Source organism: Micromonospora siamensis (assembly GCF_900090305.1).
Taxonomy (GTDB): domain Bacteria; phylum Actinomycetota; class Actinomycetes; order Mycobacteriales; family Micromonosporaceae; genus Micromonospora; species Micromonospora siamensis.
In genome coordinates, this window is sequence record NZ_LT607751.1 from 6085255 (window position 1) to 6107604 (window position 22350).

The following is a 22350-nucleotide window of genomic DNA, read 5'->3' on the forward strand; positions in this document are numbered from 1 at the left end:
CGTCACGACATGCTGTCCGGATGCCCTCGTCCGCCCGGGTTCCGCGCCGCCTGGCGTACCTTCCGTTCCGCGGCGGCGCCGCCGTCGCCGCCGGGCAGTTGAGCTGGGCGATGCTGCGGGGCCCGGCATGGCAACGGCTCCTGCCCGACGTGTACGTGCACCGCGACGGCTACCGCCCCGACGACCACCGGATGTGGTGCGAGGCGGTGGCCTTGCGGCTGCCGTTCGATGCCGCCGTCGGTGGACGCAGCGCGGCATACCTCTGGGGTGCCGACCTGCTGGGCCGGGATGCCCCCGTCACGGTGCTGCTGCCCCGGTCGGCCCGGATGCGTCCGCACCCACGGCTGCACATCGTCCGCTCGGTGCTGCCCGAGGTCGACCGCACCCGGTTCGCCGGGCTGCCAGTCACCACGCCCGTGCGTACGGCCTTCGACCTGGGGCGGCAGGCTCCCCGCGTCGAGGCGCTGGTCGCCGTGGAAGCGCTGTTGCACCGCCGGGTGGTCAGGCTGCCCGCCCTCCGCTCGTTCGCGGACACGCATGCCGGCTGGCCGGGCGCGGCCCTGCTCAGGGAGGTGCTGGCGCTGGCCGAGCCGCTGAGCGAGTCCCCGATGGAGACCCGTCTCCGGTTGCTCCTGATCGAGGCCGGTCTGGGCCCGCTCGTGGCCCAGCACGACGTCCTCGACCAGCGGGGGCGCTTCGTCGGCCGGGTCGACCTCGCCTGGCCGGCACTACGGGTGGCGGTCGAGTACGACGGCGACCACCACCGGGAACGGGCACACTTCCGCCAGGACGTGAGCCGTCTCAACGCGCTGCGCGCGGCCGGCTGGCTCGTTCTCCGCTTCACCGCCGACGACGTGCTCCGCACCCCGGACGCCACGATCGCCCTGGTCGCCCAGGCCCTCCGCGAACGCCGCCCCGTCCCCTCCTCCCGTTGACCTGCGCCGGCAGCAGACCTGCGCCTCGGTGGAACGTGATGGCTGTGCCAGCACGCGGGACCCACCCACGGTGTTCCACCGACGCTCCGCCGGCCGCACCGAGCGCGCGACCGCCCGCACCCTCGCCGGCCCGGCCACCGCCGCGCCACTCGCCCACACCGCGCACGCCCACCACCGGCGTCGGTGGAACGCCATGGAGGTCAAAACCAGCCGGAGACCTCCATGGCGTTCCACTCCCCCGTGGCGCCGACGAGCAACGGCGCGGCAGGCCCGCGAGCGACGGCGCGACGGCGCGACGGCACGGCGCGGCACGACGGCACGGCGGCACGGCACGGCGCGCCGGGGCGGCGGCGCGCGGGGTGGCGGCCGACGGGCGTCGGGGGGTGCGGTCAGAGGATGGCGTCGAGGGCGGCCAGGTCGTCGTCGGTGGGCTGCCAGGTGCCGGCCTCGGCGTTGGCGCGCACCTGCTCGGGGGTGGTGGCGCCGGCGATGACCGAGGTCACCGCGGGCCGGGCGGCGAGCCCGCCGATGGCCACCTGGAGCATGGTGAGCCCCCGCTCGGCCGCGTACGCCTCGATGGCCTCGATGGTGTCCCAGTCGGCGGCGGCGAGGCGCTGGGCGTACCGGCCGCCACCGGCGAGCCGACTGCCGGCGGGCGGCGCGGAGTTCCGCTGGTACTTGCCGGTGAGCAGCCCGTTGGCGAGTGGGAAGAACGGCAGCATGCCGAGCCCGAAGCGCTCGCAGGCGGGGATCACCTCGGCCTCGACGGAGCGCTCCAGCAGCGAGTAGTGGTTCTGCGCGCTGACGAAGCGGGACCGCCCGGTGGAGGAGGCGACCCAGTCGGCGTCGGCGATCTGCCAGCCGGCGAAGTTGGAGTTGCCCAGGTAGCGGACCTTGCCGGCGTGGACCAGGTCGTCCAGCGCGGCGAGGGTCTCGTCGATCGGGGTGCCCGGGTCCGGCTCGTGCATCTGGTACAGGTCGATGTGGTCGGTGCCGAGCCGGCGCAGCGACGCCTCCACCGCGCGGGTGATGTAGCGGCGGGAGCCGCGGGCGTTGAAGTCGGGCCCGTTGAGGCCGTGCATGTCCATGCCGAACTTGGTGGCGAGCACGACGTCGTCCCGGCGGCCCTTGAGCGCCTGGCCGAGCAGCTCCTCGGAGCCGCCCTGCGGCTCGCCGTAGATGTCGGCGGTGTCGAAGAGGGTGATGCCGGCGTCAACGGCGGCGTCGACCACCGCCCGGGTGCCGTCGAGGTCGAGCTTGCGGCCGAAGTTGTTGCAGCCGATGCCGACCACGGACACCACGAGCCCGGAGTCGCCCAGCCGGCGGTAGGTCATCTCAGTCACGCGTCCCACCCTATGCCGGCCCCGACCAGCCAGCCCGGGCACGCCGACGGGGCCGGGCACCGGAACGGAGGCGGCTCAGGCCAGCACGTCGGCGACCAGCCGCCGCGCGGCGTCCACGGTCGCCGCCTGCTCCTCCGGGGTACGCCCCACCGCGCCGAGCAGCGCCTGCGCGCGGGAGGCGAAGTCCGGTGGCGTGCCGGGCAACCAGCCGGCGGAGGCGATCATGCCCTTCTCGTTGACCAGCCAGCGTCCGGCCTGCCCGTGCAGCGCCTGGACCAGCACGCCGACCGCCCGGAACAGGCAACCCGCCACGTACCCGCTGTCCCCGGCGGAGGCCGCCTTGGCGGCGTTGTCGACCAGGAACCCGGCCTCCCAGCCGCCGCCCCGCAGCGCCTCGGCCAGCGCCGGCGGGTACGTCGCCGTCTCGGCGCGCAGCGCGGTCAGCTCGCCGGTGGGGTCGGCGAGCACCCGGCACAGCGCCACTTCCCCGGCGTACGCGTGGGAGTAGAAGCCGAGCGGGTGGCCCGGCTGCACGCCCACCTCGTAGCGGCCGGCGCGGCAGTCGGCCCAGGTCCGGCGTACCCGGTCGAGGTCGCGGTAGATCCAGTCGACGGCGACTCCGCCGACCCGCAGCCATCCGCCGCCGTCGACCCACGGGCCCCAGCCACCGGGCTCGGTGAGCTCCACCGCGTCGTCGGCGACGGTGGCCGCGACGGCGCGCAGGCCGGCCACGTCGAGCGGCCCTCGGTAGTAGAGGCCGAGGTCCCAGTCCGAGTCGGGGCGGTGGTCGCCGCGGGCCCGGCTGCCGCCGAGCGCGACCGCCACCACGCCGTCCACCGCGCAGATCCGCGCAGCCAGCTCGGCGGAGATCACGCCACGTCCCAGACCGGTTCGGGGGTCTCCACCACGTCCCCGTCGCCGCGGAACAGCACGAACCGGTCGAAGGTCCGGGTGAACCAGCGGTCGTGGGTGACCGCGACCACCGTGCCGGCGAACGCGGCGAGCCCGGCCTCCAGGGCCTCGGCGGAGGCCAGGTCCAGATTGTCGGTGGGCTCGTCGAGCAGCAGCAGGGTCGCCCCGGACAGCTCCAGCAGCAGCACCAGGAAGCGGGCCTGCTGGCCGCCGGAGAGGCTGCCGAACCGCTGGTCGCCCTGGCCGGCCAGTTCGTACCGGCCGAGCGCCGCCATCGCCGCGTGCCGGTCCATCCCGGTCCGGTGCTCGTCACCGCGCCAGAGGATGTCGACCAGCGACTTCTCCATCAGCTCCGGCCGGTCGTGGGTCTGCGAGAAGTGGCCGGGGCGGACCCGGGCGCCGAGGCGTACCACCCCGTCGTGGGCGACCGGGGCCAGCGCGGTGGCGCCGACCGGGGTGTGGGCCGGGTCGGGGTCGGTGCCGCCGCGGGCCAGCAGCCGCAGGAAGTGCGACTTGCCGGTGCCGTTGGCGCCGAGCACGGCGAGCCGGTCGCCGTACCAGAGCTCCAGGTCGAAGGGGTAGGTGAGGCCGTCGAGCTCCAGCTGCTCGGCGATCACCGCGCGCTTTCCGGTCCGCCCGCCGGTCAGCCGCATCCGGATGTCCTGGTCCTTTGGGGGTACGGGCGGCGGCCCGGCCTCCTCGAACTTGCGCAGCCGGGTCTGCGCCGCCTGGTAGCGCGACGCCATCCCGTCGTTGTACGCGGCCTTCTGCTTGTACATCAGCATCAGCTCGCGCAGCTTCTGGTGTTCCTCGTCCCACCGTTTGCGCAGCTCGTCGAGGCGGGCGTGCCGGGCCACCCGTGCGGAGTGCCAACTGGCGAAGCCGGCCGGGTGCACCCAGGCGCTGCCGCCCTCGACGGCGACCACCCGGTCGGCGGTACGCGCCAGCAGTTCCCGGTCGTGCGAGACGTAGAGCACCGACTTGGCGGACTCGCGCAGCCGCGCCTCCAGCCAGCGCTTGCCGGGCACGTCGAGGAAGTTGTCCGGCTCGTCGAGGAGGAGCACCTCGTCGGGGCCGCGGAGCAGCAGTTCCAGCGCGAACCGCTTCTGCTGGCCGCCGGAGAGGGTCCGCACCGGCCGGTCCCGGACGGCGTCCCAGGGCAGGTCGAGCACGATGGTGGTGACGGTGTCGAAGAGCACCTCGGCGTCGTACCCGCCGGCCTCGCCCCAGGCGGCGAGCGCGTCCGCGTACGCCAGTTGGGCCTTGCCTGCGGCGGTGCTGTACTTGCCGCGGGTCTCGGCCGCCCGCATGGCCGTCTCGGTGTCGGCCAGCCGGCGGCCGGCGTCGCGCAGCACCGGTGGGGCCAGCGACAGGGCCAGGTCGGCGAGGGTTGACTCGTCGCCGATCATGCCGATGAACTGCCGCATCACGCCGAGGCCGCCAGAGCGGGCGATGGCGCCGGTGGTCACCGGCAGGTCGCCAGCGACCATCCGCAGCAGGGTCGTCTTTCCGGCGCCGTTCGGGCCGACCAGGGCGACCTTGGCGCCTTCACCGACCCGGAACGACACGTCGCTGAGCAGTTCCCGGCCGTCGGGCAGGATGTGCCCGACCCCTGCCACGTCCACGTATCCCACGCCGGCATCGTGCCCCAACCGCCGGTGGGAGGGACATTCAATTACGGGTGACGCGCAGCACCCGGTAGCCCTTCTGGCTGGCCGTCCGCTCGACCTGCCAGCCCTGCTCGTCGACGAGCCAGCGCTGCAACGAGTCCCCGCCGAGGTGCTTGGCGACGACCAGCCAGCCGACGCCGTCCGGCGCGAGCCGGGGCAGCCAGCGGCGCAGCAGTTCGTGCAGTTCCGCCTTGCCGATCCGGATCGGCGGGTTGGACCAGAGTTGGGCGAACGTGACGTTCGCCGGTACGTCGTCGGGGGCAACGGCCCGGATCCGTCCGGCGGCGCCGACCCGTTCGGCGTTCGCGGCGGTCAGTGCCCGGGCCCGTTCGTTGACGTCGACCGCCCAGACGGTCGCGGCGGGGGCGGTGCTGGCCAGCACGCAGCTGATCGGTCCGAAGCCGCAGCCGAGGTCGAGCAGGGCGCCGGTGGTGTCCGGGTCGGGCAGCTCCGCCTTGCGCAGCAGCACCGCGGTGCCGGCGTCCAACCGGTCGGCGGAGAAGACACCGCCGGCGGAGTGCAGCGTGTAGTCGCGCCCGGCGACGGAGAACTCGACCTCGCGGGGTTTACCGGCGGTCGAGGGTGCGGTGCTGAAGTAGTGGTCCCCGGTCACGTCCGCATTGTCGCACCGCCGGTGCGACGCTTCCCGGACGGTACGGGCGTACGCTCCGGAAGGACTCGCACGGCAATTTCCGGATATTACCCTCTAAAGGGACAATGGACCCTACGCTGTCCTCCATGGTGTATCGGCACGAGTCCGACGAGGACGCCTACGAGTACCCACTGCCCGACGGCGAACCGGCCGGGCCCGTGGCGGGTCGCCCCCCGGCCGCCGGCCCCTCGCCGTCCCGCTTCCCGACGCCCTCGTTGCCCCGGGCCGACCGGCTCGCCCTCCCGCAGTCCGCGTCGGCGCAGCCGCCGACCGGCCGGGCCGCGCTGCCGGCCCCGGTCTCCTCGCCCCCACCGCCGCACCACGTCCACGCGTACGTCGCCGAGCCGGTGGATCCGCCCCGCGTCCACGGCTACGCCACCACCGAGCCACTGGACCTGCCCCGGTCCCGCCGGGCGGCCGACACCCGCGGCGGCGGTCGGCTGTGGCAGGCGCTGGTCGGGGGCGCCGCGGTGCTGGTGCTGCTCGCGCTCTGCGGTCTCGGCGCCGCGGCGCTGCTCGCCGGCCGCACCACCGACCCGGAGCCCACCCGGACGAACCAACCGGCCGCGCTGCCATCGCCCACCACCAGCCCCGACAACCGCCAGGACCTCGACTCCCGGGACACCGACCAGACGCCACTGACCGTCAAGGAGGTCTTCCCCGGCAAGGCCCTCGTCGTCGCAGACGGCCGCCCGGCGTACCGCGTGCTGAAGGCGCAGGCCAGCACCGGCTGTGCGGTGGCCGCCACCGGTGAGGTCGCCGACCTGCTGGTCCGGCTCGGCTGCAACCAGGTGGTCCGCGCGACGCTTCGCTCCCCGGACGGCGACCACCTGCTCACCGCCGGGCTGTTCAACCTGACCGACCGGGTCAGCGCCGAGCGGACCCGGGACCGGATCCGGCCCATGCTCGACGACCGGCAGGGCCGGTTCCGCGGCCTGGTGGCCGGCGAGGGCACCGAGGCGGTCGCCCGGGCCGCCGCCCGGGTCGGCTGGCAGGTACGCGGCCACTACATCGCCTACTGCCTGGTCACCAGGGCCGACGGCGAGGCGGTCAAGACCGGCGACCCGACCGCCCGGGAGATCCTGTACGACATGATCGAGCTGTACCTCAACCAGGGCGTGCTGGAGCGCCGGGCGGCCGGCGGAACGGCGAGCCAGCCGACCGACGAGCCCTCGGCGACGACGGACACCCAGCGCGGCACGGAGCCCGACGGCGGCTCGTCGAACGGCGGCTCCTCCGACGGCACCGACGGCGGCAACTGACCCGGTACCGCCGACGGAAGCCCACGCGGCGCCCGCCCTGCCGGGGCGTCCCGTGCCGGCGAATCAGCCCTCGGTGACCGGCACCCGGAGCCGGCGGGTGACCTCGGCGCGGTCCGCGTACCCGGCCGGGTCGGTGGGATAGCCCACCTCGACCAGGGCCAGCCCGTGCGCCGGCGCGACCGTCACCTCACTGGACCGCTCGCGGCGGCTGAGCAGGCTACCCGGCCACTGGACCGGCCGGCGACCGTCCCCGGCCACCAGCATCGCCCCGACCAGGCTGCGCACCATGTTCTGGCAGAACGCGTCGGCCTGCACGGTGGCGACCAGGATGCCGTCCGGGTCCCGGCGCCAGTCCAGCCGGGTCACCTCGCGCACCGTGGTGGCGTTCTCCTTGCGCCGGCAGTACGCGGCGAAGTCGTGCTCCCCCACCAGGCCGGCCGCCGCGGCGTTCAACGCGCCCAGGTCCAGCGGCTTCGGCCAGGCCAGGGTGTCCCGGCGGCGCAGCGGCTCGGCGCCCCACGGCGCGTCGGTCACCCGGTACTCGTAGCGGCGGAAGGTCGCCGAGAAGCGGGCGTCGAAGTCGCCCGGGACCTCGGTCATCGCGCGTACCCGCACGTCGCCGGGGAGCAGCCGGCCCAGCCGGCGCAGCAGCAGCCCGTCGTGCTCCCGCCAGACGTCGGCGGGCAGGTCGAGGTGGCAGACCTGGCCGGTGGCGTGCACCCCCGCGTCGGTCCGGCCGGCGACGGTCAGCCCGGTCGCCGTACCGGCGCCGAGCACCAGGTCCAGCGCCTCGACGAGCGCCCCGGCCACGGTGCGCCGGTTCGGCTGGACCGCCCAGCCGGAGAAGTCCGTGCCGTCGTAGGAGACGTCCAGCCGCAGCCGGATCCGCTCGTCCACCTCGTACCCCCTGTCATGCGTCGGGCCCGGCACCCCGTGGGGGATGCCGGGCCCGACGATGCTGCTGCCTGCGCTCAGGCCTTGTTCTCGTTCTCGGTGGCCTCGTCGCTGTCCTCGCGGGCGGCGGCGGTGTCACCGGAGGCGGAGACCGGAGCCTCGGAGTCCTGGTCGGTCTCGGCGTCGGCCGGGGTCGACTTCGGGGTCTCCTCGGCCGGGGCCAGGGCCTCGACCTTGTCCTGCTGCGCGGCCTTGCGGGCGGCGGTCTTCTTGTTCGCCTTGGGCTCGGCGACCTGAAGCTCCTCCACCAGCTCGATGACCGCCATCGGAGCGGCGTCACCCTTGCGCGGGCCGGTCTTCACGATCCGGGTGTAGCCACCGTTGCGGTTGGCGTACCGGGGCGCGATCTGGTCGAACAGGGCGTAGACCACGTCCTTGTCCTTGACGACGCCCGCCACCCGCCGGCGGGACGCGAGGTCGCCGCGCTTGGCCTTGGTGATGAGCTGCTCGGCCAGCGGACGCAGCCGCCGGGCCTTCGTCTCGGTGGTCTGGATCTTGCCGTGCTGGAACAGCGCAGTGGCCAGGTTGGCCAGCATGAGCCGCTCGTGCGCGGGGCTGCCGCCGAGGCGGGGGCCCTTGGTGGGCGTGGGCATTGTTGGTGCTCCTCAGATGTGGCGGCAGCCGGGGTTAGAGCTGCTCGGTCTCGCGGTAGTCGTCGGTGTCGTAGTCGGCCTCACCGAAGGCGTCCACGACGTGCGCCGGGTCGAAGTTCGGAGCCGAGTCCTTCAGACCCAGACCCATCCCGGCGAGCTTCATCTTGACCTCGTCGATCGACTTCTGCCCGAAGTTCCGGATGTCGAGGAGGTCGGCCTCGGTACGCCCGATGAGCTCACCAACGGAGTTGATGCCCTCGCGCTTGAGGCAGTTGTAGGAGCGGACGGTGAGGTCCAGCTCCTCGATCGGCAGGGCCAGGTCCGCCGCGAGCTGGGCGTCCTGCGGGGACGGCCCGATGTCGATGCCCTCGGCGGTCTCGTCCAGCTCCCGGGCCAGCCCGAAGAGCTCCACCAGCGTCGAACCGGCGGAGGCCAGCGCGGTACGCGGGCCCATCGACGGCTTGGTCTCGACGTCGATGATCAGCCGGTCGAAGTCGGTACGCTGCTCGACACGAGTCGCCTCGACCCGGTAGGTCACCTTCAGCACCGGCGAGTAGATCGAGTCGACCGGGATCCGGCCGATCTCGGCACCCGCCTGCTTGTTCTGCGCCGCCGTGACGTAGCCACGACCCCGCTCGACGGTCAGCTCCATGTCGAGCCGGCCCTTGCCGTTGAGGGTGGCGAGCTTCAGGTCCGGGTTGTGCACCGAGACACCGGCCGGAGGCTGGATGTCACCGGCGGTCACGTCGCCCGGGCCCTGCTTGCGCAGGTACATGCTGACCGGCTCGTCGTGCTCGGAGCTGACGCACAGCTCCTTGATGTTCATGACGAGCTCGACCACGTCCTCCTTGACCCCGGGGATCGTGGTGAACTCGTGCAGCACACCGTCGATCTTGATCGAGGTGACCGCCGCGCCCGGGATGGACGACAGCAGCGTGCGCCGCAGCGAGTTGCCGAGGGTGTAGCCGAAGCCCGGCTCCAGCGGCTCGATGGTGAACCGGGAGCGGGTCTCGTTGATCGACTCTTCGGAGAGAGACGGTCGCTGGCTGATGAGCATTTCTTCTCTTCTCTTCCGGGGCGCCCGCTATTTGACGCCCACCACACAAACTGTTCCGGTGGCCCGCCCCGGTGAGGGCGGGCCACCGCAACGAGCCCTTACTTGGAGTAGAGCTCGACGATCAGCTGCTCCTGGACCTGGGTGTCGATCACCTGGCGGGCCGGGAGCGAGTGCACGAGAACCTTCATCTGGCTGGGGATCGCCTCGAGCCACGCCGGGACGGTCTTCGAGCCGGCCTGGGCCTGCGCGACGATGAACGGGGTGAGCTCCTTGCTCTTGCCCCGGACCTCGATGATGTCGTGCTCCTTCACCCGGAACGACGGGATGTCGACCTTCTTGCCGTTCACGGTGAAGTGGCCGTGCTTGACCAGCTGGCGGGCCATGTCCCGGGACTGGGCGTAGCCGGCCCGGTAGACCACGTTGTCCAGCCGCGACTCGAGGATCTGGAGCAGAACCTCACCGGTCTTGGCCTTCTTGCCGACGGCCTCTTCGTAGTAGCCGCGGAACTGCTTCTCCAGCACGCCGTAGACACGACGGGCCTTCTGCTTCTCACGGAGCTGGAGCAGGTACTCCGTCTCCTTGGTGCGGCCGCGGCCGTGCTGCCCGGGCGGGAACGGCCGGGACTCGAACGGGCACTTCGGACCATCGCACTTGCTGCCCTTGAGGAACAGCTTCATCTTCTCCCGCCGGCAACGGCGGCAGTCAGCACCGGTGTAACGAGCCATCTCTCTCTACCTCTCAGACCCGACGACGCTTGGGCGGACGGCATCCGTTGTGCGGCTGCGGCGTGACGTCGGAGATCTGCCCGACCTCGAGGCCGGCGGCCTGCAGCGAACGGATGGCGGTCTCCCGGCCGGAGCCGGGGCCCTTGACGAACACGTCGACCTTGCGCATGCCGTGCTCCATGGCCCGACGCGCGGCGGCCTCGGCGGCCAGCTGCGCGGCGAACGGAGTCGACTTGCGGGAGCCCTTGAAGCCCACCTGGCCGGAGGAGGCCCAGGAGATGACAGCACCGGTCGGGTCGGTGATCGACACGATGGTGTTGTTGAAGGTGCTCTTGATGTGCGCCTGCCCGTGGGCGACGTTCTTGCGTTCCTTGCGCCGGACCTTCTTGACAGCGGCTCCGGCACGAGCCTTCGGTGGCATAAGTCTGTGCGCTCCTAGTTACTTCTTGCCGGGCTTCTTCTTGCCGGCCACGGTCCGCTTCGGGCCCTTCCGGGTACGCGCGTTGGTCTTGGTGCGCTGACCACGCACGGGCAGACCACGGCGGTGCCGGATACCGGCGTAGCAGCCGATCTCGACCTTGCGGCGGATGTCAGCGGCGACCTCGCGGCGCAGGTCGCCTTCAACCTTGTAGTTGCCCTCGATGTGGTTCCGGAGCTCGACGAGCTCCTCGTCCGTGAGGTCCCGGACTCGCTTGTCCGGCGAGATGCCGGTCGCGGCGAGCGTCTCCAGGGCGCGGGTGCGGCCCACGCCGAAGATGTAGGTGAGCGCGATCTCCATCCGCTTTTCGCGGGGGAGGTCGACGCCGACTAGACGTGCCATGTGCGGGCGTACTCCTCGTGATGTTGTGGCGGAGGTCTGGACCCGACCCATCCCGCTACCGACCGTCCCGTCCTTCCGACGCCTGTGGCGCCGGCGACCGGGAGTGGTCGTTGCCCGAGCGGGCCCCGGCCTCCGACCGGGGGTCAACCACGAGGGGGTACGCGCTGCGTACCGCTCGCGGCTGGGACGAGCTTGGTGATGTGTGCTGGACCTGCGGCCCGGACCGATCCAACCGGCCGTGTGTCACGACCGGTGCGACTGGTTCAGCCCTGGCGCTGCTTGTGGCGCGGGTCGGTGCAGATGACCATGACCCGGCCGTGCCGGCGAATGACCCGGCACTTGTTGCAGATCCTCTTGACGCTCGGCTTGACCTTCACGGTTGCCTTACTTCCCATCTGGCCCGGAGGCACGATCACGCGCGACGCCGGACGTCGAAGACGGACACGGGGACGTCCCGGCCGCCGTCAGGACTACTTGTAGCGGTAGACGATGCGCCCGCGGGTCAGGTCGTACGGCGAGAGTTCGACGACGACACGGTCCTCCGGCAGGATGCGGATGTAGTGCTGCCGCATCTTGCCGCTGATGTGAGCCAGCACCTTGTGACCGTTCGCGAGCTCCACCCGGAACATGGCGTTCGGCAGGGGCTCGATGACCCGACCCTCGATCTCGATGGCTCCGTCTTTTTTCGGCATGTCCTCCGCTGTCCTGACGTCGGTTGCTCCGGACGGCTCACAACGTCTTACACGGGCGACCTGACCAAGATCAGGCAACCCGCGCCAGCCGCGGCTCCAGCTCCCACCGAAGCGCAGGGTGGGCATGCCGGAGTGGACGCTGTGCGCCGATCTGAAAGTGTACGCCCGCCCGTCCGCCGTCGCCAAACCGGCCACCCGGCCTGTCACCCGCCGGAGCGAACCGGACACCCGTCGGGCCCGCCGCGGCCGGATTCCCCGGGGCCGCCGCGGTCGGTGTGCCCGGCTCCGCCGGGCCCGCCGCGGTCAGTGTCCCCGGCCCCGCCGGGCCTGCCGCCGTCGGCGCCGTTCCGCGCGGCGCGCCACCACCCGTGCCGGTTCCCCGGTGGCCAGCCCGCCCGCGGTCCGGAACAGCAGCACCGCTCCCCACGGCCCGAGCACCCAGGCCGGCCAGTAGCCGTCGATGTCCCGGTCACCGAGCGACGAGAGCAGCCAGATCGCGGTCAGGATGGCGGCGACCCGCAACCAGGGCGACCACTCCTCCAGCAGCCACTGGCCAGCGCCGCCGGTCACCGGTCCGCCGCCGGGCGTGACCGGGGCCATCCGACTCGGCGGCTCCGGCGTGACCGACGCCACCGGGTACGCCCCCTCGGACCCGACCACCGCGCCGGACCGTTCCCCGCCGGGCTGAGCCGGGACAGGCCCGGATCGCCCCGTCACCGCCGGCCCCGGAAGATCCGCCAGCACGCCGTCGAGTTCGCCGTAGGTCTTCGCCGCGTACGCCCGCTGCAGGCGCTCGTCGTACTCGTGCAGGTCGAGCCGGCCCTCCTCCAGCGCCACCCGGAGCCGATCCGCCGTCTCCTGCCGGTCAGCGTCAGCCGCCCGCATCCCGTCCCGCGCGTCCATGCCGCCCAGCATGCCACCGGAGCGCCACCCGGGGCCCGCCGAGACGGCAGGGCCACCGCCAGATCTGCCCGTCGCGCCGAGGGTCACCGACCCGAGGCCCGCGGTGTCCCCGGAGTCGGTTTCCCCGATGGGACGGGGTGGATGGGTCAGATCGCCGGGGAACCGACGGGCTGGCGGGCGGTGACGAGATCACCGAGCCGGCCCCGGCCGCCGTCGAACGCGGTCAGCACCCACACGCCGTCGTCCAGCAGCGCCATCGAGTGCTCCACGTGCACGGCCATCGAGCGGTCGCGGGTGATCACCGTCCAGCCGTCGGAGAGCTCGACGGTGCGCGGCGAACCCATCGTGATCATCGGCTCGATCGCCAGCGCCAGGCCGGGCACCAACCGGGGGCCGCGACCCGGGCGGCCGTGGTTGAGCACGTGCGGGTCCTGATGCATCTCGGTGCCGATGCCGTGCCCGCCGTAGCCGTCGACGATGCCGTACCGGCCACCGCGCCGGACGGCCTTCTCCACCGCGTGCGAGATGTCCGTCAGCCGGCCCCGGCCGTTCGCGGCGCCCCGAGCGGCGGCGGCGATCCCGGCCCACATCGCGTCCTCGGCCACCGCGGTCATCTTCAGCAACGCCGGGTCGACCTCGCCCACCCCGACGGTGATGGCCGCGTCGCCGTGCCAGCCGTCGAGGATCGCCCCGCAGTCGATCGAGATCAGGTCGCCGTCGCGGAGCACCTGGTCGGCAGCCGGGATGGCGTGCACCACCTGCTCGTTGACCGACGAGCAGATCGACGCCGGGAAGCCGTGGTAGCCCTTGAAGGAGGGTACGGCCCCGGCCTCGCGGATCGTCGACTCGGCGATCGCGTCCAGGTCGGCGGTGCTGACGCCCGGGGCCACCGCCTCCCGCATCCGGCGCAGCGCCTCGGCGACCACCAGGCCGGCGGCGCGCATCTTCTCGATCTGGTCCGGGGTCTTCAGCTGGATGTCCAGCTGGTGACGACGCATGGAGGCGTTACCTTTCGTTGCGCGGAACAGCGGGGCACGTCTCGCGTACCCCGCTGTTCGCACTCTATCCGCCGGCGGACCGGCGGTACGTCAGCCGCCGTACGAGCGGAGGGCGTCGATGGCGCGGACGGTGACGTCCTCCACCGGGCCGGTGGCGTCGATGCCCACCAGCTTGCCCTGGGCGCCGTAGTAGTCCACCAGCGGCGCGGTCTTCTCGGCGTACTCGCGGAGCCGGGCCGCGATGGTCTCCGGCTTGTCGTCGTCGCGCTGGAACAGCTCGGCGCCGCAGCGGTCGCAGATCCCGTCCCGGGTGGTGGCGTCGAACTCGACGTGCCAGATCTTGCCGCAGCCCCGGCAGGTACGCCGGCCGGCGAGCCGCCTGATCACCTCGTCGTCGTCGACGACCAGCTCCAGCACCAGGTCCATCGCGGTGCCCAGGTCGGCGAGGAGCTTGTCCAGCGCGGCTGCCTGCGGAGTGGTCCGCGGGAAACCGTCGAGCAGGAAGCCCTCGGCGGCGTCCGGCTCGGCGAGCCGATCCCGGACCATGTTGATGGTCACCTCGTCCGGAACCAGCTTGCCGGCGTCCATGTACCGCTTGGCTTCGACGCCCAGCGGCGTGCCCTGCGAGACGTTCGCCCGGAAGATGTCACCGGTCGAGATCTTCGGCACCGAGAGGTGGGCGGCGATGAACTCCGCCTGTGTGCCCTTGCCCGCGCCCGGCGGGCCAACCAGAACGAGTCGCATCTACCGCAGGAACCCTTCGTAGTTCCGCTGCATGAGTTGGCTCTCGATCTGCTTCACGGTCTCCAGACCGACGCCGACCATGATGAGCACAGCGGTGCCGCCGAACGGGAAGTTCTGGAACTGCTGGTTGTTCAGCCAGATGAAGAAGAAGTTCGGCAGGACCGCGACGATGCCCAGGTAGAGCGCACCCGGCAGGGTGATCCGGCTGAGGATGAAGTCGAGGTATTCGGCCGTCGGCTTGCCCGGGCGGATACCCGGCACGAAGCCGCCGTACTTCTTCATGTTGTCCGCGACCTCGGTCGGGTTGAACGTGATCGACACGTAGAAGTACGTGAAGAAGATGATCAGCAGGAAGTAGATCGCGATGTGCAGCGGGCTGGCCGGCGCGACGATGTTGTTCTGGATCCAGGCCTGGGTCTTGCCCGGGTTGTTCTGGTCGAAGAACTGCAGCGCCAGCTGCGGCAGGTAGAGCAGCGACGAGGCGAAGATGACCGGGATGACACCGGCCTGGTTCACCTTCAGCGGGATGTAGGTGGAGGTGCCGCCGTACATCCGCCGGCCGATCATCCGCTTGGCGTACTGCACCGGGATCCGGCGCTGCGCCTGCTCGATGAAGGTGACCGCGGTGATGACCAGCAGGACCAGCGCGAGCACCAGGAAGAACTTGGGCCAGCCCTGCTGGGTCTTGATCTTCCAGCCCTCGCTGGGGAGGCGGGCCGCGATCGAGGTGAAGATCAGCACGGACATGCCGTTGCCGACGCCGCGGTCGGTGATCAGCTCACCGAGCCACATCACCACACCGGTGCCGGCGGTCATCGTCATGACCAGGATGGTCAGCGTCAGCCAGTCCGGGATGCCGGTCCCCTCGGGGATGATCGGGAACTGGTCGCACCTGTTCTGGAAGAGCTGCCCGGAGCGGGCCAGCGCCACGAACGCCGACGACTGGAGGATGCCCAGGCCCAGCGTCAGGTAGCGGGTGTACTGCGTGATCTTGGCCTGACCGGCCTGACCCTCCTTGCGGAGCTGCTCCAGCCGTGGGATGACCACGGTCAGCAGCTGCAGGATGATCGACGCGGTGATGTACGGCATGATGCCCAGCGCGAAGACCGACAGCTGGAGCAACGCTCCACCCGAGAAGAGGTCGAGCAGGCTCAGCACCCCGGTGGTGTCACCCTGGATGCTGTCGAGGCACTTCTGCACGTTCGCGTACGAGACGCCGGGGCTGGGGAGCGTGGCACCCAGCCGGTAGACCGCGATGATGCCTACTGTGAACAGCAGCTTCTTGCGCAGGTCAGGCGTACGGAACGCACTGAGAAAGGCGGACAGCAACTTCTTCCTCCTGCGCGAGGCGGGCCGCCGGTGAACCCTGGCGGGGCGGGGTTGGTGCCGGGCGAGTGCCCGATATCCATAGCTGGGATGGGACTCTAACAGCCTCATCCCGGTCCGGGCAGGTGTGCCCGGCTACATAAACCGGATCCGATGTTACCCGGCGCACACGCACCGGGTGAGACCACGGCGCCCGCCCAGTTGCGACAACTGAGCGGGCGCCGTGTTTCTGCCTTACAGCTCGGTGACGGAGCCACCGGCGGCGGTGATCTTCTCCTTGGCCGACGCGCTGAACGCGTGCGCCGACACCTGGAGCGCCACACCACCGAGGTCGCCGGTGCCGAGCACCTTGACCGGCTGGCCCTTGCGGACCGCACCGGCCTCGACCATCTCGATCGGGCCGACCTGGCCGCCGTTCGGGAAGAGCTCGGCGAGCCGGTCCAGGTTGACCACCTGGAAGACGACCTTGAACTTGTTCTTGAAGCCCTTCATCTTCGGCAGGCGCATGTGGATGGGCATCTGCCCACCCTCGAACGCCGCCGAGATGTTCTTGCGGGCCTTGGAACCCTTGGTACCGCGACCGGCGGTCTTGCCCTTGGAGCCCTCACCGCGACCCACCCGGGTCTTCGCGGTCTTGGCACCCGGGGCCGGGCGCAGGTGGTGAACCTTGATCGTCATTACTCGACCTCCTCGACCTTCACGAGGTGGTTGACCTTGAAGATCATGCCCCGAATCTCGGGACGGTCCTCCTTGACCACCACGTCGTTGATCCGCTTGAGGCCGAGCGAACGCAGCGACTCACGCTGGTTGTGCTTGGCCCCGATCTCGGACCGGAGCTGGGTGACCTTCAGGCGAGCCATCAGGACGCCACCCCCGCCCGCGACGCCAGCATCGCCGCCGGCGCCACGTCCTCCACCGGGAGGCCACGACGCGCCGCGACCTGCTCCGGGGACTCGAGGCCCTTCAGGGCCGCCACGGTGGCGTGCACGATGTTGATCGGGTTGGACGAGCCGAGGCTCTTGGAGAGCACGTCGTGGATGCCCGCGCACTCCAGCACGGCACGCACCGGACCACCGGCGATGACACCCGTACCGGCCGAGGCCGGCTTGAGCAGCACCACACCGGCGGCGTCCTCGCCCGTGACCGGGTGCGGGATCGACTGACCGATCCGCGGCACCTTGAAGAAGTGCTTCTTGGCCTCCTCGACACCCTTGGCGATCGCCGCGGGCACCTCCTTGGCCTTTCCGTAGCCCACACCGACGGTGCCGTCGCCGTCGCCCACGATCACCAGGGCGGTGAAGCTGAAGCGACGACCACCCTTCACGACCTTGGCGACGCGGTTGATCGCGACGACCCGCTCGAGGTGCGGGGTCTTCTCGACGGGCGCGTTTCCGCGGCCGCCCTCACGGCGGTTGTCGCGGCGACCACCCTCGTTGCCACCGGACCCGCCGCCACGGCGCTGTTGACCTGGCATCAGCAGCCTTCCTTCTCTCTCGTGACGGGGTTTCTAGAACTCGAGCCCGGCTTCGCGGGCGGCGTCGGCAAGCGCGGCGACCCGCCCCGCGTACCGGTTGCCACCGCGGTCGAAGACGACCTTCGAGACGCCGGCGGCCTTGGCCCGCTCGGCGAGCAGGGCGCCGACCTTGCCGGCCAGGGCGCTCTTGTCGCCCTCGGTGCCGCGCAGCGAGGCGTCCAGGGTCGAGGCCGACGCCAGGGTGTGACCCTTGGTGTCGTCGACGACCTGAGCCGTGATGTGCCGCAGGGACCGGGTGACGACCAGGCGGGGACGCTCGGCGGTGCCGTTGACGTTCTTGCGGACCCGGAAGTGCCGGCGCGCACGCCCGACGGCACGCTTGGCGGCGACGCCGCGGCGGCGCTTGAGCAGCGTGGCGCTCACTTCTTACCTGCCTTTCCAGCCTTGCGGCGGATGACCTCGCCCTGGTACTTGACGCCCTTGCCCTTGTAGGGCTCCGGCGGGCGGATCTTCCGGATGTTGGCGGCAACCTCGCCGACCTGCTGCTTGTCGATGCCGGCCACGTGGAACAGCGTCGGCCGCTCCACCGTGAAGGTGATGCCGTCCGGCGCGGGGACGACCACCGGGTGCGAGAACCCGAGCGCGAACTCCAGGTCCTTGCCCTTGGCGGTCACGCGGTAACCGGTACCGGCGATCTCCAGGCTCTTGCGGTAGCCCTCGGTGACGCCGACGATCATGTTGGCGACCAGGGTACGGCTCAGGCCGTGCAGCTCCTTGGCCTTGCGCTCGTCGTTCGGCCGGTTGACGTGCAGCTGGCCGTCCTCGCCCCGCTCCGCCTTGATCGGCTCGGCGAGCGTGTGCGACAGCTCGCCCTTCGGGCCCTTGACCTTGACGGTCTGGCCTTCGATCGTGATGTCGACGCCGGAAGGCACCGGGATCGACTTACGTCCAATACGCGACATTTCTACCAGTCTCCCGTTACCAGACGAAGGCGAGGACTTCCCCGCCAACGCTCCGCTTGCGGGCCTGCCGGTCGGTCAGCAGTCCCTGGGACGTCGAAATGATCGCCACGCCCAGCCCGCCGAGCACCCGCGGGAGCCCGTCCGACTTGGCGTACACCCGGAGACCGGGCTTGGACACGCGCTTGATGCCGGCCAGGCTCCGCTCGCGGTTCTGGCCGTACTTCAGCTCGACGACCAGTCGCTTGCCGACGGCGCCCTCCTCGGGCTCCTCGACCAACCAGGTGGCGATGTAACCCTCGGCCTTGAGGACCTCGGCGATGTTCGCCTTGATCTTCGAGTAGGGCATCGTCACCCGGTCGTGGTACGCCTGGTTGGCGTTCCGCAGACGCGTGAGCATGTCTGCGATCGGGTCGGTCATCGTCATGAAATTCGTCAACCTTTCTCGCCGGGGTTCCCCGGGCCAGGCCCGGGGCCTACGGCGAAGAGACAGTTCAGCTGACGCGCTAGGCGCGCCGGGCTATTACCAGGAAGCCTTGGACACGCCGGGCAGCTCACCGCGGTGGGCCATCTCCCGGATGCACACCCGGCAGAGACCGAACTTGCGGTAGACCGCCTTCGGACGCCCGCACCGCTGGCAGCGGGTGTACGCGCGAACCGAGAACTTCGGCTTCGCGGCCGCCTTGAGGATCAGCGCCTTCTTGGCCATCTCAGTTCTCCTTGAACGGGAAGCCCAGGAGCTTGAGCAGCGCCCGGCCCTCGTCGTCGGTCGTGGCGGTGGTGACCACCGTGATGTCCATGCCCCGCTGGCGATCGATCTTGTCCTGGTCGATCTCGTGGAACACCGACTGCTCGGTCAGACCGAACGTGTAGTTGCCGTGCCCGTCGAGCTTGCGCCCGTCGAGACCGCGGAAGTCGCGGATACGCGGCAGCGCGATCGACAGCAGCCGGTCCAGGAACTCCCACATCCGGTCGCCGCGCAGGGTCACCTTCGCGCCGATCGGCATGCCCTCGCGGAGCTTGAACTGCGCGATGGACTTGGTCGCCTTCCGCACCTGCGGCTTCTGGCCGGTGATCGTGGCGAGGTCGCGGACCGCGCCGTCGATCAGCTTGGCGTCGCGAGCGGCCTCGCCGACACCCATGTTAACGACGATCTTGACCAGCCGCGGCACCTGCATCGCGTTGCCGTAGTTGTGCTGCTCCTGCAGCTTGGCCACGATCTCGTTGCGGTACCGCTCCTTGAGGCGCGGCATGGTCTTGGTTTCGGTAGCCGTGGTCATCACAGGTCCTTACCGGTGCTACGCGCGATGCGGACCTTCTGGCCGTTGTCGTCGATCCGGTAACCGACGCGGGTCGGCTTCCCGTCGGAGTCCAGGACCTGCACGTTCGAGACGTGGATCGGGGCCTCCTGGGTGACGATGCCACCGGTCTTGGCGCCACGCTGGGTGGTGCTGATGCGGGTGTGCTTCTTGACCCGGTTCACGCCCTCGACCAGGACCTTGTCCTGCCGCGGGTAGGCCGCGATGACCTTGCCCTTGGCACCCTTGTCCTTGCCGGCGATGACGACGACCGTGTCGCCCTTCTTGACCTTCACGGTCACAACACCTCCGGCGCGAGAGAGATGATCTTCATGAACCGCTTGTCCCGCAGCTCCCGACCCACCGGGCCGAAGATACGGGTACCGCGCGGGTCCCCGCCGTCCTTGATGATGACGGCGGCGTTCTCGTCGAAGCGGATGTACGAACCGTCCGGCCGACGCCGCTCCTTGGCGGTGCGGACGACGACCGCCTTGACGACGTCGCCCTTCTTGACGCCGGCACCCGGGATCGCGTCCTTGACGGTGGCCACGATGACGTCGCCGATGCTCGCGTAGCGCCGACCGGAGCCACCGAGAACCCGGATGCACAGGATCTCCCGGGCACCCGTGTTGTCGGCGACGCGCAGTCGCGACTCCTGCTGAATCACGTCTATCTCCTATGTCTGCCGGTTCTCCGGCCGCCCGCTGGGCGGCCGGAGCCTGGCGGAACTTCGCCCGACCGTTTCGGCGGCCGAGCTCGAGCCTTCGCTACTTGGCCTTCTCGAGGATCTCCACGAGCCGCCACCGCTTGGTGGCGGAGAGCGGCCGGGTCTCCATGATCGTGACCCGGTCGCCGATCCCGGCGGAGTTCTGCTCGTCGTGGACCTTCAGCTTGCGGGTACGGCGCATGATCTTGCCGTACAGCGCGTGCTTGACCCGGTCCTCGACCTCGACCACGACGGTCTTTTCCATCTTGTCGCTGACCACGAGGCCCTCACGCACCTTACGGCGGGCCCGCGCGGCGGCGGTGGTGTTCTCGCTCATGATGCAGTCACCTCAGTCGGCGCGGCCGAGAGACCCAGCTCGCGCTCACGCATGATCGTGTAGATCCGGGCGATCTCCCGACGGATGACCTGCAGCCGCCGGTTGTTGTCCAGCTGCCCGGTTGCGGCCTGCACGCGGAGGTTGAACAGCTCCGCCTTGGCCTCACGCAGCTTCGTGACCAGCTCCTCCTCGGAGAGCTCACGCAGCTCGGAAGGCTTGACGCCCGCTGCCATCAGGATTCACCCACTTCGCGCGTAACAATGCGGCACTTCATCGGGAGCTTGTGGATCGCGCGACGCATCGCCTCTCGCGCGATCTGCTCGTTGGGGAAGGACATCTCGAAGAGAACCCGCCCCGGCTTGACGTTGGCGACCCACCACTCGGGCGAACCCTTACCGGAACCCATGCGGGTTTCCGCCGGCTTCTTGGTGAGGGCCTGGTCCGGGAAGATCGTGATCCAGACCTTGCCGCCACGCTTGATGTGGCGGGTCATCGCGATACGCGCCGACTCGATCTGCCGGTTGGTCACGTACGCCGGCTCGAGAGCCTGGATCCCGAACTCGCCGAACACCACCCGGTTACCACCCTTGGACGCGCCGTGGCGGTCCGGGTGGTGCGGCTTGCGGAAGCCCTTCGGGGGCTTGCGCGGCATCAGCATCTGTCAGCCCTCCTGCTGCGTTTCTGCCGGCTGAGTGGCGGCCGCGGCGACAGCGCCGGCGTCCACCGGGTCGCCGGCCGGCGTCTCCGCCTGCTGCGCGATGGTGGTCGCCGCAGCGCGGCCGGCCTCGGTGCCACCGGCGGTCGTGCCGGACGAACCCGACCGGCCACGGCGCGGCCGCTCAGGCCGGTCGCCACGGTCACGGCGCGGGCCGCGGGACGGAGCCGCCTCGGCCGGAGCCTCCCGGCCCGGAACGGCGTCGCCCTTGTAGATCCAGACCTTCACGCCGATCCGGCCGAAGGTGGTACGGGCCTCGAAGAAGCCGTACTCGATGTTGGCCCGCAGCGTGTGCAGCGGAACCCGACCCTCGCGGTAGAACTCGGTCCGGCTCATCTCGGCGCCGCCGAGACGGCCCGAGACCTGAACCCGGATGCCCTTGCAGGCCGGGTTCTTCATCGCGGACTGCATCGACTTGCGCATGGCCCGACGGAAGCTGACCCGGCTGGAGAGCTGCTCGGCGACGCCCTGGGCGACCAGCTGCGCGTCCGACTCGGGGTTCTTCACCTCGATGATGTTCAGCTGCACCTGCTTGCCGGTGAGCTTCTCCAGCTCGCCGCGGATCCGGTCCGCCTCGGCACCCTTACGGCCGATCACGATGCCCGGACGGGCGGTGTGGATGTCAACCCGGACCCGGTCCCGGGTGCGCTCGATGTCGACCTTGGAGATCCCGGCGCGCTCGAGGCCCTTGGACATCATCCGGCGGATCTTGACGTCCTCGCCGATGTAGTCCTTGTAGAGCTTGTCCGCGAACCAGCGGGACTTCCAGTCGGTCGAGATGCCGAGCCGGAACCCAGTGGGGTGAACCTTCTGACCCATTACTCGGCACCCTCCGTCGTGCTCTGCGTGTCGGCAGCCTCGGCCTGCTTCGCCGGGGCGGCCTTCTTCGCCGACTTCTTCGGCGCCGCTGGCGCGACCGCCTCGACCGCCACGGTGATGTGGCAGGTGCGCTTGCGGATCCGGTAGGCCCGGCCCTGCGCACGCGGCCGGAACCGCTTCATGGTCGGGCCCTCGTCGACGAAAGCCTCGCTGACGAGCAGCGCGTCAGGGTCCAGCCGCTCGTTGTTCTCCGCGTTGGCGATCGCGCTCGCGAGCACCTTGTACACCTGCTCGCTCGCAGCCTGCGGCGCGAACTGCAGCACCGTGAGAGCCTCCTTCGCGGGCAGGCCGCGGACGAGGTTGACCACCCGGCGCGCCTTCATCGGCGAGATGCGCACGTGTCGCGCAACCGCCCGCGCGCCCGGAAGCACCGGAGCGTCGCCCTTTCCTGGCATC

33 protein-coding genes are annotated in these 22350 nt (G+C 70.8%); 2 read left to right on the forward strand and 31 right to left on the reverse strand.

Features of this window, described 5'->3' with window-relative positions; all coding sequences use genetic code 11:
• The first annotated feature begins 20 nt into the window (after nucleotides 1-20).
• The gene (locus GA0074704_RS27825; RefSeq protein ID WP_088973222.1) at nucleotides 21-935 is read left to right on the forward strand and encodes an endonuclease domain-containing protein; all 915 of its coding nucleotides are present in this window, start codon (nucleotides 21-23) and stop codon (nucleotides 933-935) included.
• Between the two features lie 389 nt (nucleotides 936-1324).
• On the opposite strand, the gene GA0074704_RS27830 is transcribed toward GA0074704_RS27825, so the two are convergent.
• The 4 genes from GA0074704_RS27830 to GA0074704_RS27845 form a co-directional block, all read right to left on the reverse strand.
• Nucleotides 1325-2269, reverse strand: a complete 945-nt coding sequence (locus GA0074704_RS27830) for an aldo/keto reductase (RefSeq protein ID WP_088973223.1) — start codon at nucleotides 2267-2269, stop codon at nucleotides 1325-1327.
• An 84-nt stretch (nucleotides 2270-2353) separates the two neighbouring features.
• Nucleotides 2354-3151 carry a nucleotidyltransferase domain-containing protein gene (locus GA0074704_RS27835; RefSeq protein ID WP_088973224.1) on the reverse strand — a complete coding sequence of 266 codons (798 nt, stop codon included), beginning with the start codon at nucleotides 3149-3151 and terminating at the stop codon, nucleotides 2354-2356.
• Nucleotides 3148-4824: an ABC-F family ATP-binding cassette domain-containing protein gene (locus GA0074704_RS27840; protein ID WP_088973225.1), complete on the reverse strand. Its 1677-nt coding sequence runs from the start codon at nucleotides 4822-4824 to the stop codon at nucleotides 3148-3150. The genes GA0074704_RS27835 and GA0074704_RS27840 overlap by 4 nt, the downstream gene beginning before the upstream one ends.
• Before the next feature lie 37 nt (nucleotides 4825-4861).
• Nucleotides 4862-5473 (reverse strand): class I SAM-dependent methyltransferase, encoded by a 612-nt coding sequence (locus GA0074704_RS27845; RefSeq protein ID WP_088973226.1) that lies wholly within the window; start codon nucleotides 5471-5473, stop codon nucleotides 4862-4864.
• Between the two features lie 125 nt (nucleotides 5474-5598).
• Between GA0074704_RS27845 and GA0074704_RS27850 the strand changes: the two genes are divergently transcribed.
• A complete protein-coding gene (locus tag GA0074704_RS27850; RefSeq protein WP_088973227.1) occupies nucleotides 5599-6774 on the forward strand; it encodes a hypothetical protein in 1176 nt (391 codons plus the stop codon).
• 63 nt (nucleotides 6775-6837) lie between these two features.
• Here the strand turns inward: GA0074704_RS27850 and truA are convergent, their stop codons facing one another.
• The 27 genes from truA to rplV form a co-directional block, all read right to left on the reverse strand.
• Nucleotides 6838-7671, reverse strand: coding sequence for a tRNA pseudouridine(38-40) synthase TruA (truA, locus tag GA0074704_RS27855; protein WP_088973228.1), 834 nt, complete (start codon nucleotides 7669-7671; stop codon nucleotides 6838-6840).
• 74 nt (nucleotides 7672-7745) lie between these two features.
• Nucleotides 7746-8321, reverse strand: a complete 576-nt coding sequence (gene rplQ / locus GA0074704_RS27860) for a 50S ribosomal protein L17 (protein WP_088973229.1) — start codon at nucleotides 8319-8321, stop codon at nucleotides 7746-7748.
• Between the two features lie 34 nt (nucleotides 8322-8355).
• On the reverse strand, nucleotides 8356-9378 hold the full coding sequence (locus GA0074704_RS27865; RefSeq protein ID WP_007073009.1) for a DNA-directed RNA polymerase subunit alpha: 1023 nt from the start codon (nucleotides 9376-9378) through the stop codon (nucleotides 8356-8358).
• A gap of 98 nt (nucleotides 9379-9476) precedes the next feature.
• Entirely contained in the window at nucleotides 9477-10103 is a 627-nt protein-coding gene (gene rpsD, locus GA0074704_RS27870) for a 30S ribosomal protein S4 (RefSeq protein ID WP_088973230.1), read from the reverse strand.
• Between the two features lie 13 nt (nucleotides 10104-10116).
• The gene (gene rpsK, locus GA0074704_RS27875) at nucleotides 10117-10524 is read right to left on the reverse strand and encodes a 30S ribosomal protein S11 (protein ID WP_014440747.1); all 408 of its coding nucleotides are present in this window, start codon (nucleotides 10522-10524) and stop codon (nucleotides 10117-10119) included.
• An 18-nt stretch (nucleotides 10525-10542) separates the two neighbouring features.
• On the reverse strand, nucleotides 10543-10923 hold the full coding sequence (gene rpsM / locus GA0074704_RS27880; protein WP_013288614.1) for a 30S ribosomal protein S13: 381 nt from the start codon (nucleotides 10921-10923) through the stop codon (nucleotides 10543-10545).
• Nucleotides 10924-11186: 263 nt separating this feature from the next.
• On the reverse strand, nucleotides 11187-11300 hold the full coding sequence (rpmJ, locus tag GA0074704_RS27885; protein WP_012184307.1) for a 50S ribosomal protein L36: 114 nt from the start codon (nucleotides 11298-11300) through the stop codon (nucleotides 11187-11189).
• A gap of 93 nt (nucleotides 11301-11393) precedes the next feature.
• Nucleotides 11394-11615, reverse strand: coding sequence for a translation initiation factor IF-1 (infA, locus tag GA0074704_RS27890; protein ID WP_007073013.1), 222 nt, complete (start codon nucleotides 11613-11615; stop codon nucleotides 11394-11396).
• Nucleotides 11616-11918: 303 nt separating this feature from the next.
• Nucleotides 11919-12518, reverse strand: coding sequence for a DUF1707 SHOCT-like domain-containing protein (locus tag GA0074704_RS27895; protein WP_231926702.1), 600 nt, complete (start codon nucleotides 12516-12518; stop codon nucleotides 11919-11921).
• Nucleotides 12519-12664: 146 nt separating this feature from the next.
• Entirely contained in the window at nucleotides 12665-13516 is an 852-nt protein-coding gene (gene map / locus GA0074704_RS27900) for a type I methionyl aminopeptidase (RefSeq protein ID WP_088973231.1), read from the reverse strand.
• Between the two features lie 90 nt (nucleotides 13517-13606).
• Complete coding sequence (locus tag GA0074704_RS27905) at nucleotides 13607-14260, reverse strand: adenylate kinase (protein WP_088973232.1); 654 nt, start codon at nucleotides 14258-14260, stop codon at nucleotides 13607-13609.
• Complete coding sequence (gene secY / locus GA0074704_RS27910; protein ID WP_088973233.1) at nucleotides 14261-15589, reverse strand: preprotein translocase subunit SecY; 1329 nt, start codon at nucleotides 15587-15589, stop codon at nucleotides 14261-14263.
• Nucleotides 15590-15820: 231 nt separating this feature from the next.
• On the reverse strand, nucleotides 15821-16264 hold the full coding sequence (gene rplO, locus GA0074704_RS27915; RefSeq protein WP_088973234.1) for a 50S ribosomal protein L15: 444 nt from the start codon (nucleotides 16262-16264) through the stop codon (nucleotides 15821-15823).
• The gene (rpmD, locus tag GA0074704_RS27920; RefSeq protein ID WP_088973235.1) at nucleotides 16264-16446 is read right to left on the reverse strand and encodes a 50S ribosomal protein L30; all 183 of its coding nucleotides are present in this window, start codon (nucleotides 16444-16446) and stop codon (nucleotides 16264-16266) included. Before rpmD ends, rplO begins: the two co-directional genes overlap by 1 nt.
• Nucleotides 16446-17060: a 30S ribosomal protein S5 gene (gene rpsE, locus GA0074704_RS27925; RefSeq protein WP_013288621.1), complete on the reverse strand. Its 615-nt coding sequence runs from the start codon at nucleotides 17058-17060 to the stop codon at nucleotides 16446-16448. The genes rpmD and rpsE overlap by 1 nt, the downstream gene beginning before the upstream one ends.
• A 33-nt stretch (nucleotides 17061-17093) precedes the next feature.
• Entirely contained in the window at nucleotides 17094-17483 is a 390-nt protein-coding gene (gene rplR, locus GA0074704_RS27930) for a 50S ribosomal protein L18 (RefSeq protein WP_088973236.1), read from the reverse strand.
• Entirely contained in the window at nucleotides 17480-18022 is a 543-nt protein-coding gene (rplF, locus tag GA0074704_RS27935) for a 50S ribosomal protein L6 (RefSeq protein WP_088973237.1), read from the reverse strand. The genes rplR and rplF overlap by 4 nt, the downstream gene beginning before the upstream one ends.
• A gap of 16 nt (nucleotides 18023-18038) precedes the next feature.
• Entirely contained in the window at nucleotides 18039-18446 is a 408-nt protein-coding gene (gene rpsH / locus GA0074704_RS27940; RefSeq protein WP_067301438.1) for a 30S ribosomal protein S8, read from the reverse strand.
• Between the two features lie 96 nt (nucleotides 18447-18542).
• Nucleotides 18543-18728 carry a type Z 30S ribosomal protein S14 gene (locus tag GA0074704_RS27945; RefSeq protein WP_007073023.1) on the reverse strand — a complete coding sequence of 62 codons (186 nt, stop codon included), beginning with the start codon at nucleotides 18726-18728 and terminating at the stop codon, nucleotides 18543-18545.
• Nucleotide 18729: 1 nt separating this feature from the next.
• Nucleotides 18730-19299 carry a 50S ribosomal protein L5 gene (rplE, locus tag GA0074704_RS27950; protein ID WP_088973238.1) on the reverse strand — a complete coding sequence of 190 codons (570 nt, stop codon included), beginning with the start codon at nucleotides 19297-19299 and terminating at the stop codon, nucleotides 18730-18732.
• Nucleotides 19299-19619 carry a 50S ribosomal protein L24 gene (rplX, locus tag GA0074704_RS27955; RefSeq protein ID WP_007465276.1) on the reverse strand — a complete coding sequence of 107 codons (321 nt, stop codon included), beginning with the start codon at nucleotides 19617-19619 and terminating at the stop codon, nucleotides 19299-19301. Before rplX ends, rplE begins: the two co-directional genes overlap by 1 nt.
• Entirely contained in the window at nucleotides 19616-19984 is a 369-nt protein-coding gene (rplN, locus tag GA0074704_RS27960; protein ID WP_007465279.1) for a 50S ribosomal protein L14, read from the reverse strand. Before rplN ends, rplX begins: the two co-directional genes overlap by 4 nt.
• 100 nt (nucleotides 19985-20084) lie before the next feature.
• On the reverse strand, nucleotides 20085-20360 hold the full coding sequence (rpsQ, locus tag GA0074704_RS27965) for a 30S ribosomal protein S17 (RefSeq protein WP_088973239.1): 276 nt from the start codon (nucleotides 20358-20360) through the stop codon (nucleotides 20085-20087).
• The gene (rpmC, locus tag GA0074704_RS27970) at nucleotides 20357-20593 is read right to left on the reverse strand and encodes a 50S ribosomal protein L29 (RefSeq protein WP_013288628.1); all 237 of its coding nucleotides are present in this window, start codon (nucleotides 20591-20593) and stop codon (nucleotides 20357-20359) included. The genes rpsQ and rpmC overlap by 4 nt, the downstream gene beginning before the upstream one ends.
• Complete coding sequence (gene rplP, locus GA0074704_RS27975; protein ID WP_073834927.1) at nucleotides 20593-21018, reverse strand: 50S ribosomal protein L16; 426 nt, start codon at nucleotides 21016-21018, stop codon at nucleotides 20593-20595. Before rplP ends, rpmC begins: the two co-directional genes overlap by 1 nt.
• 3 nt (nucleotides 21019-21021) lie before the next feature.
• Entirely contained in the window at nucleotides 21022-21894 is an 873-nt protein-coding gene (rpsC, locus tag GA0074704_RS27980; protein WP_088973240.1) for a 30S ribosomal protein S3, read from the reverse strand.
• Nucleotides 21894-22349 carry a 50S ribosomal protein L22 gene (gene rplV / locus GA0074704_RS27985; RefSeq protein ID WP_088973241.1) on the reverse strand — a complete coding sequence of 152 codons (456 nt, stop codon included), beginning with the start codon at nucleotides 22347-22349 and terminating at the stop codon, nucleotides 21894-21896. The genes rpsC and rplV overlap by 1 nt, the downstream gene beginning before the upstream one ends.
• Between the last annotated feature and the right edge of the window lies 1 nt (nucleotide 22350).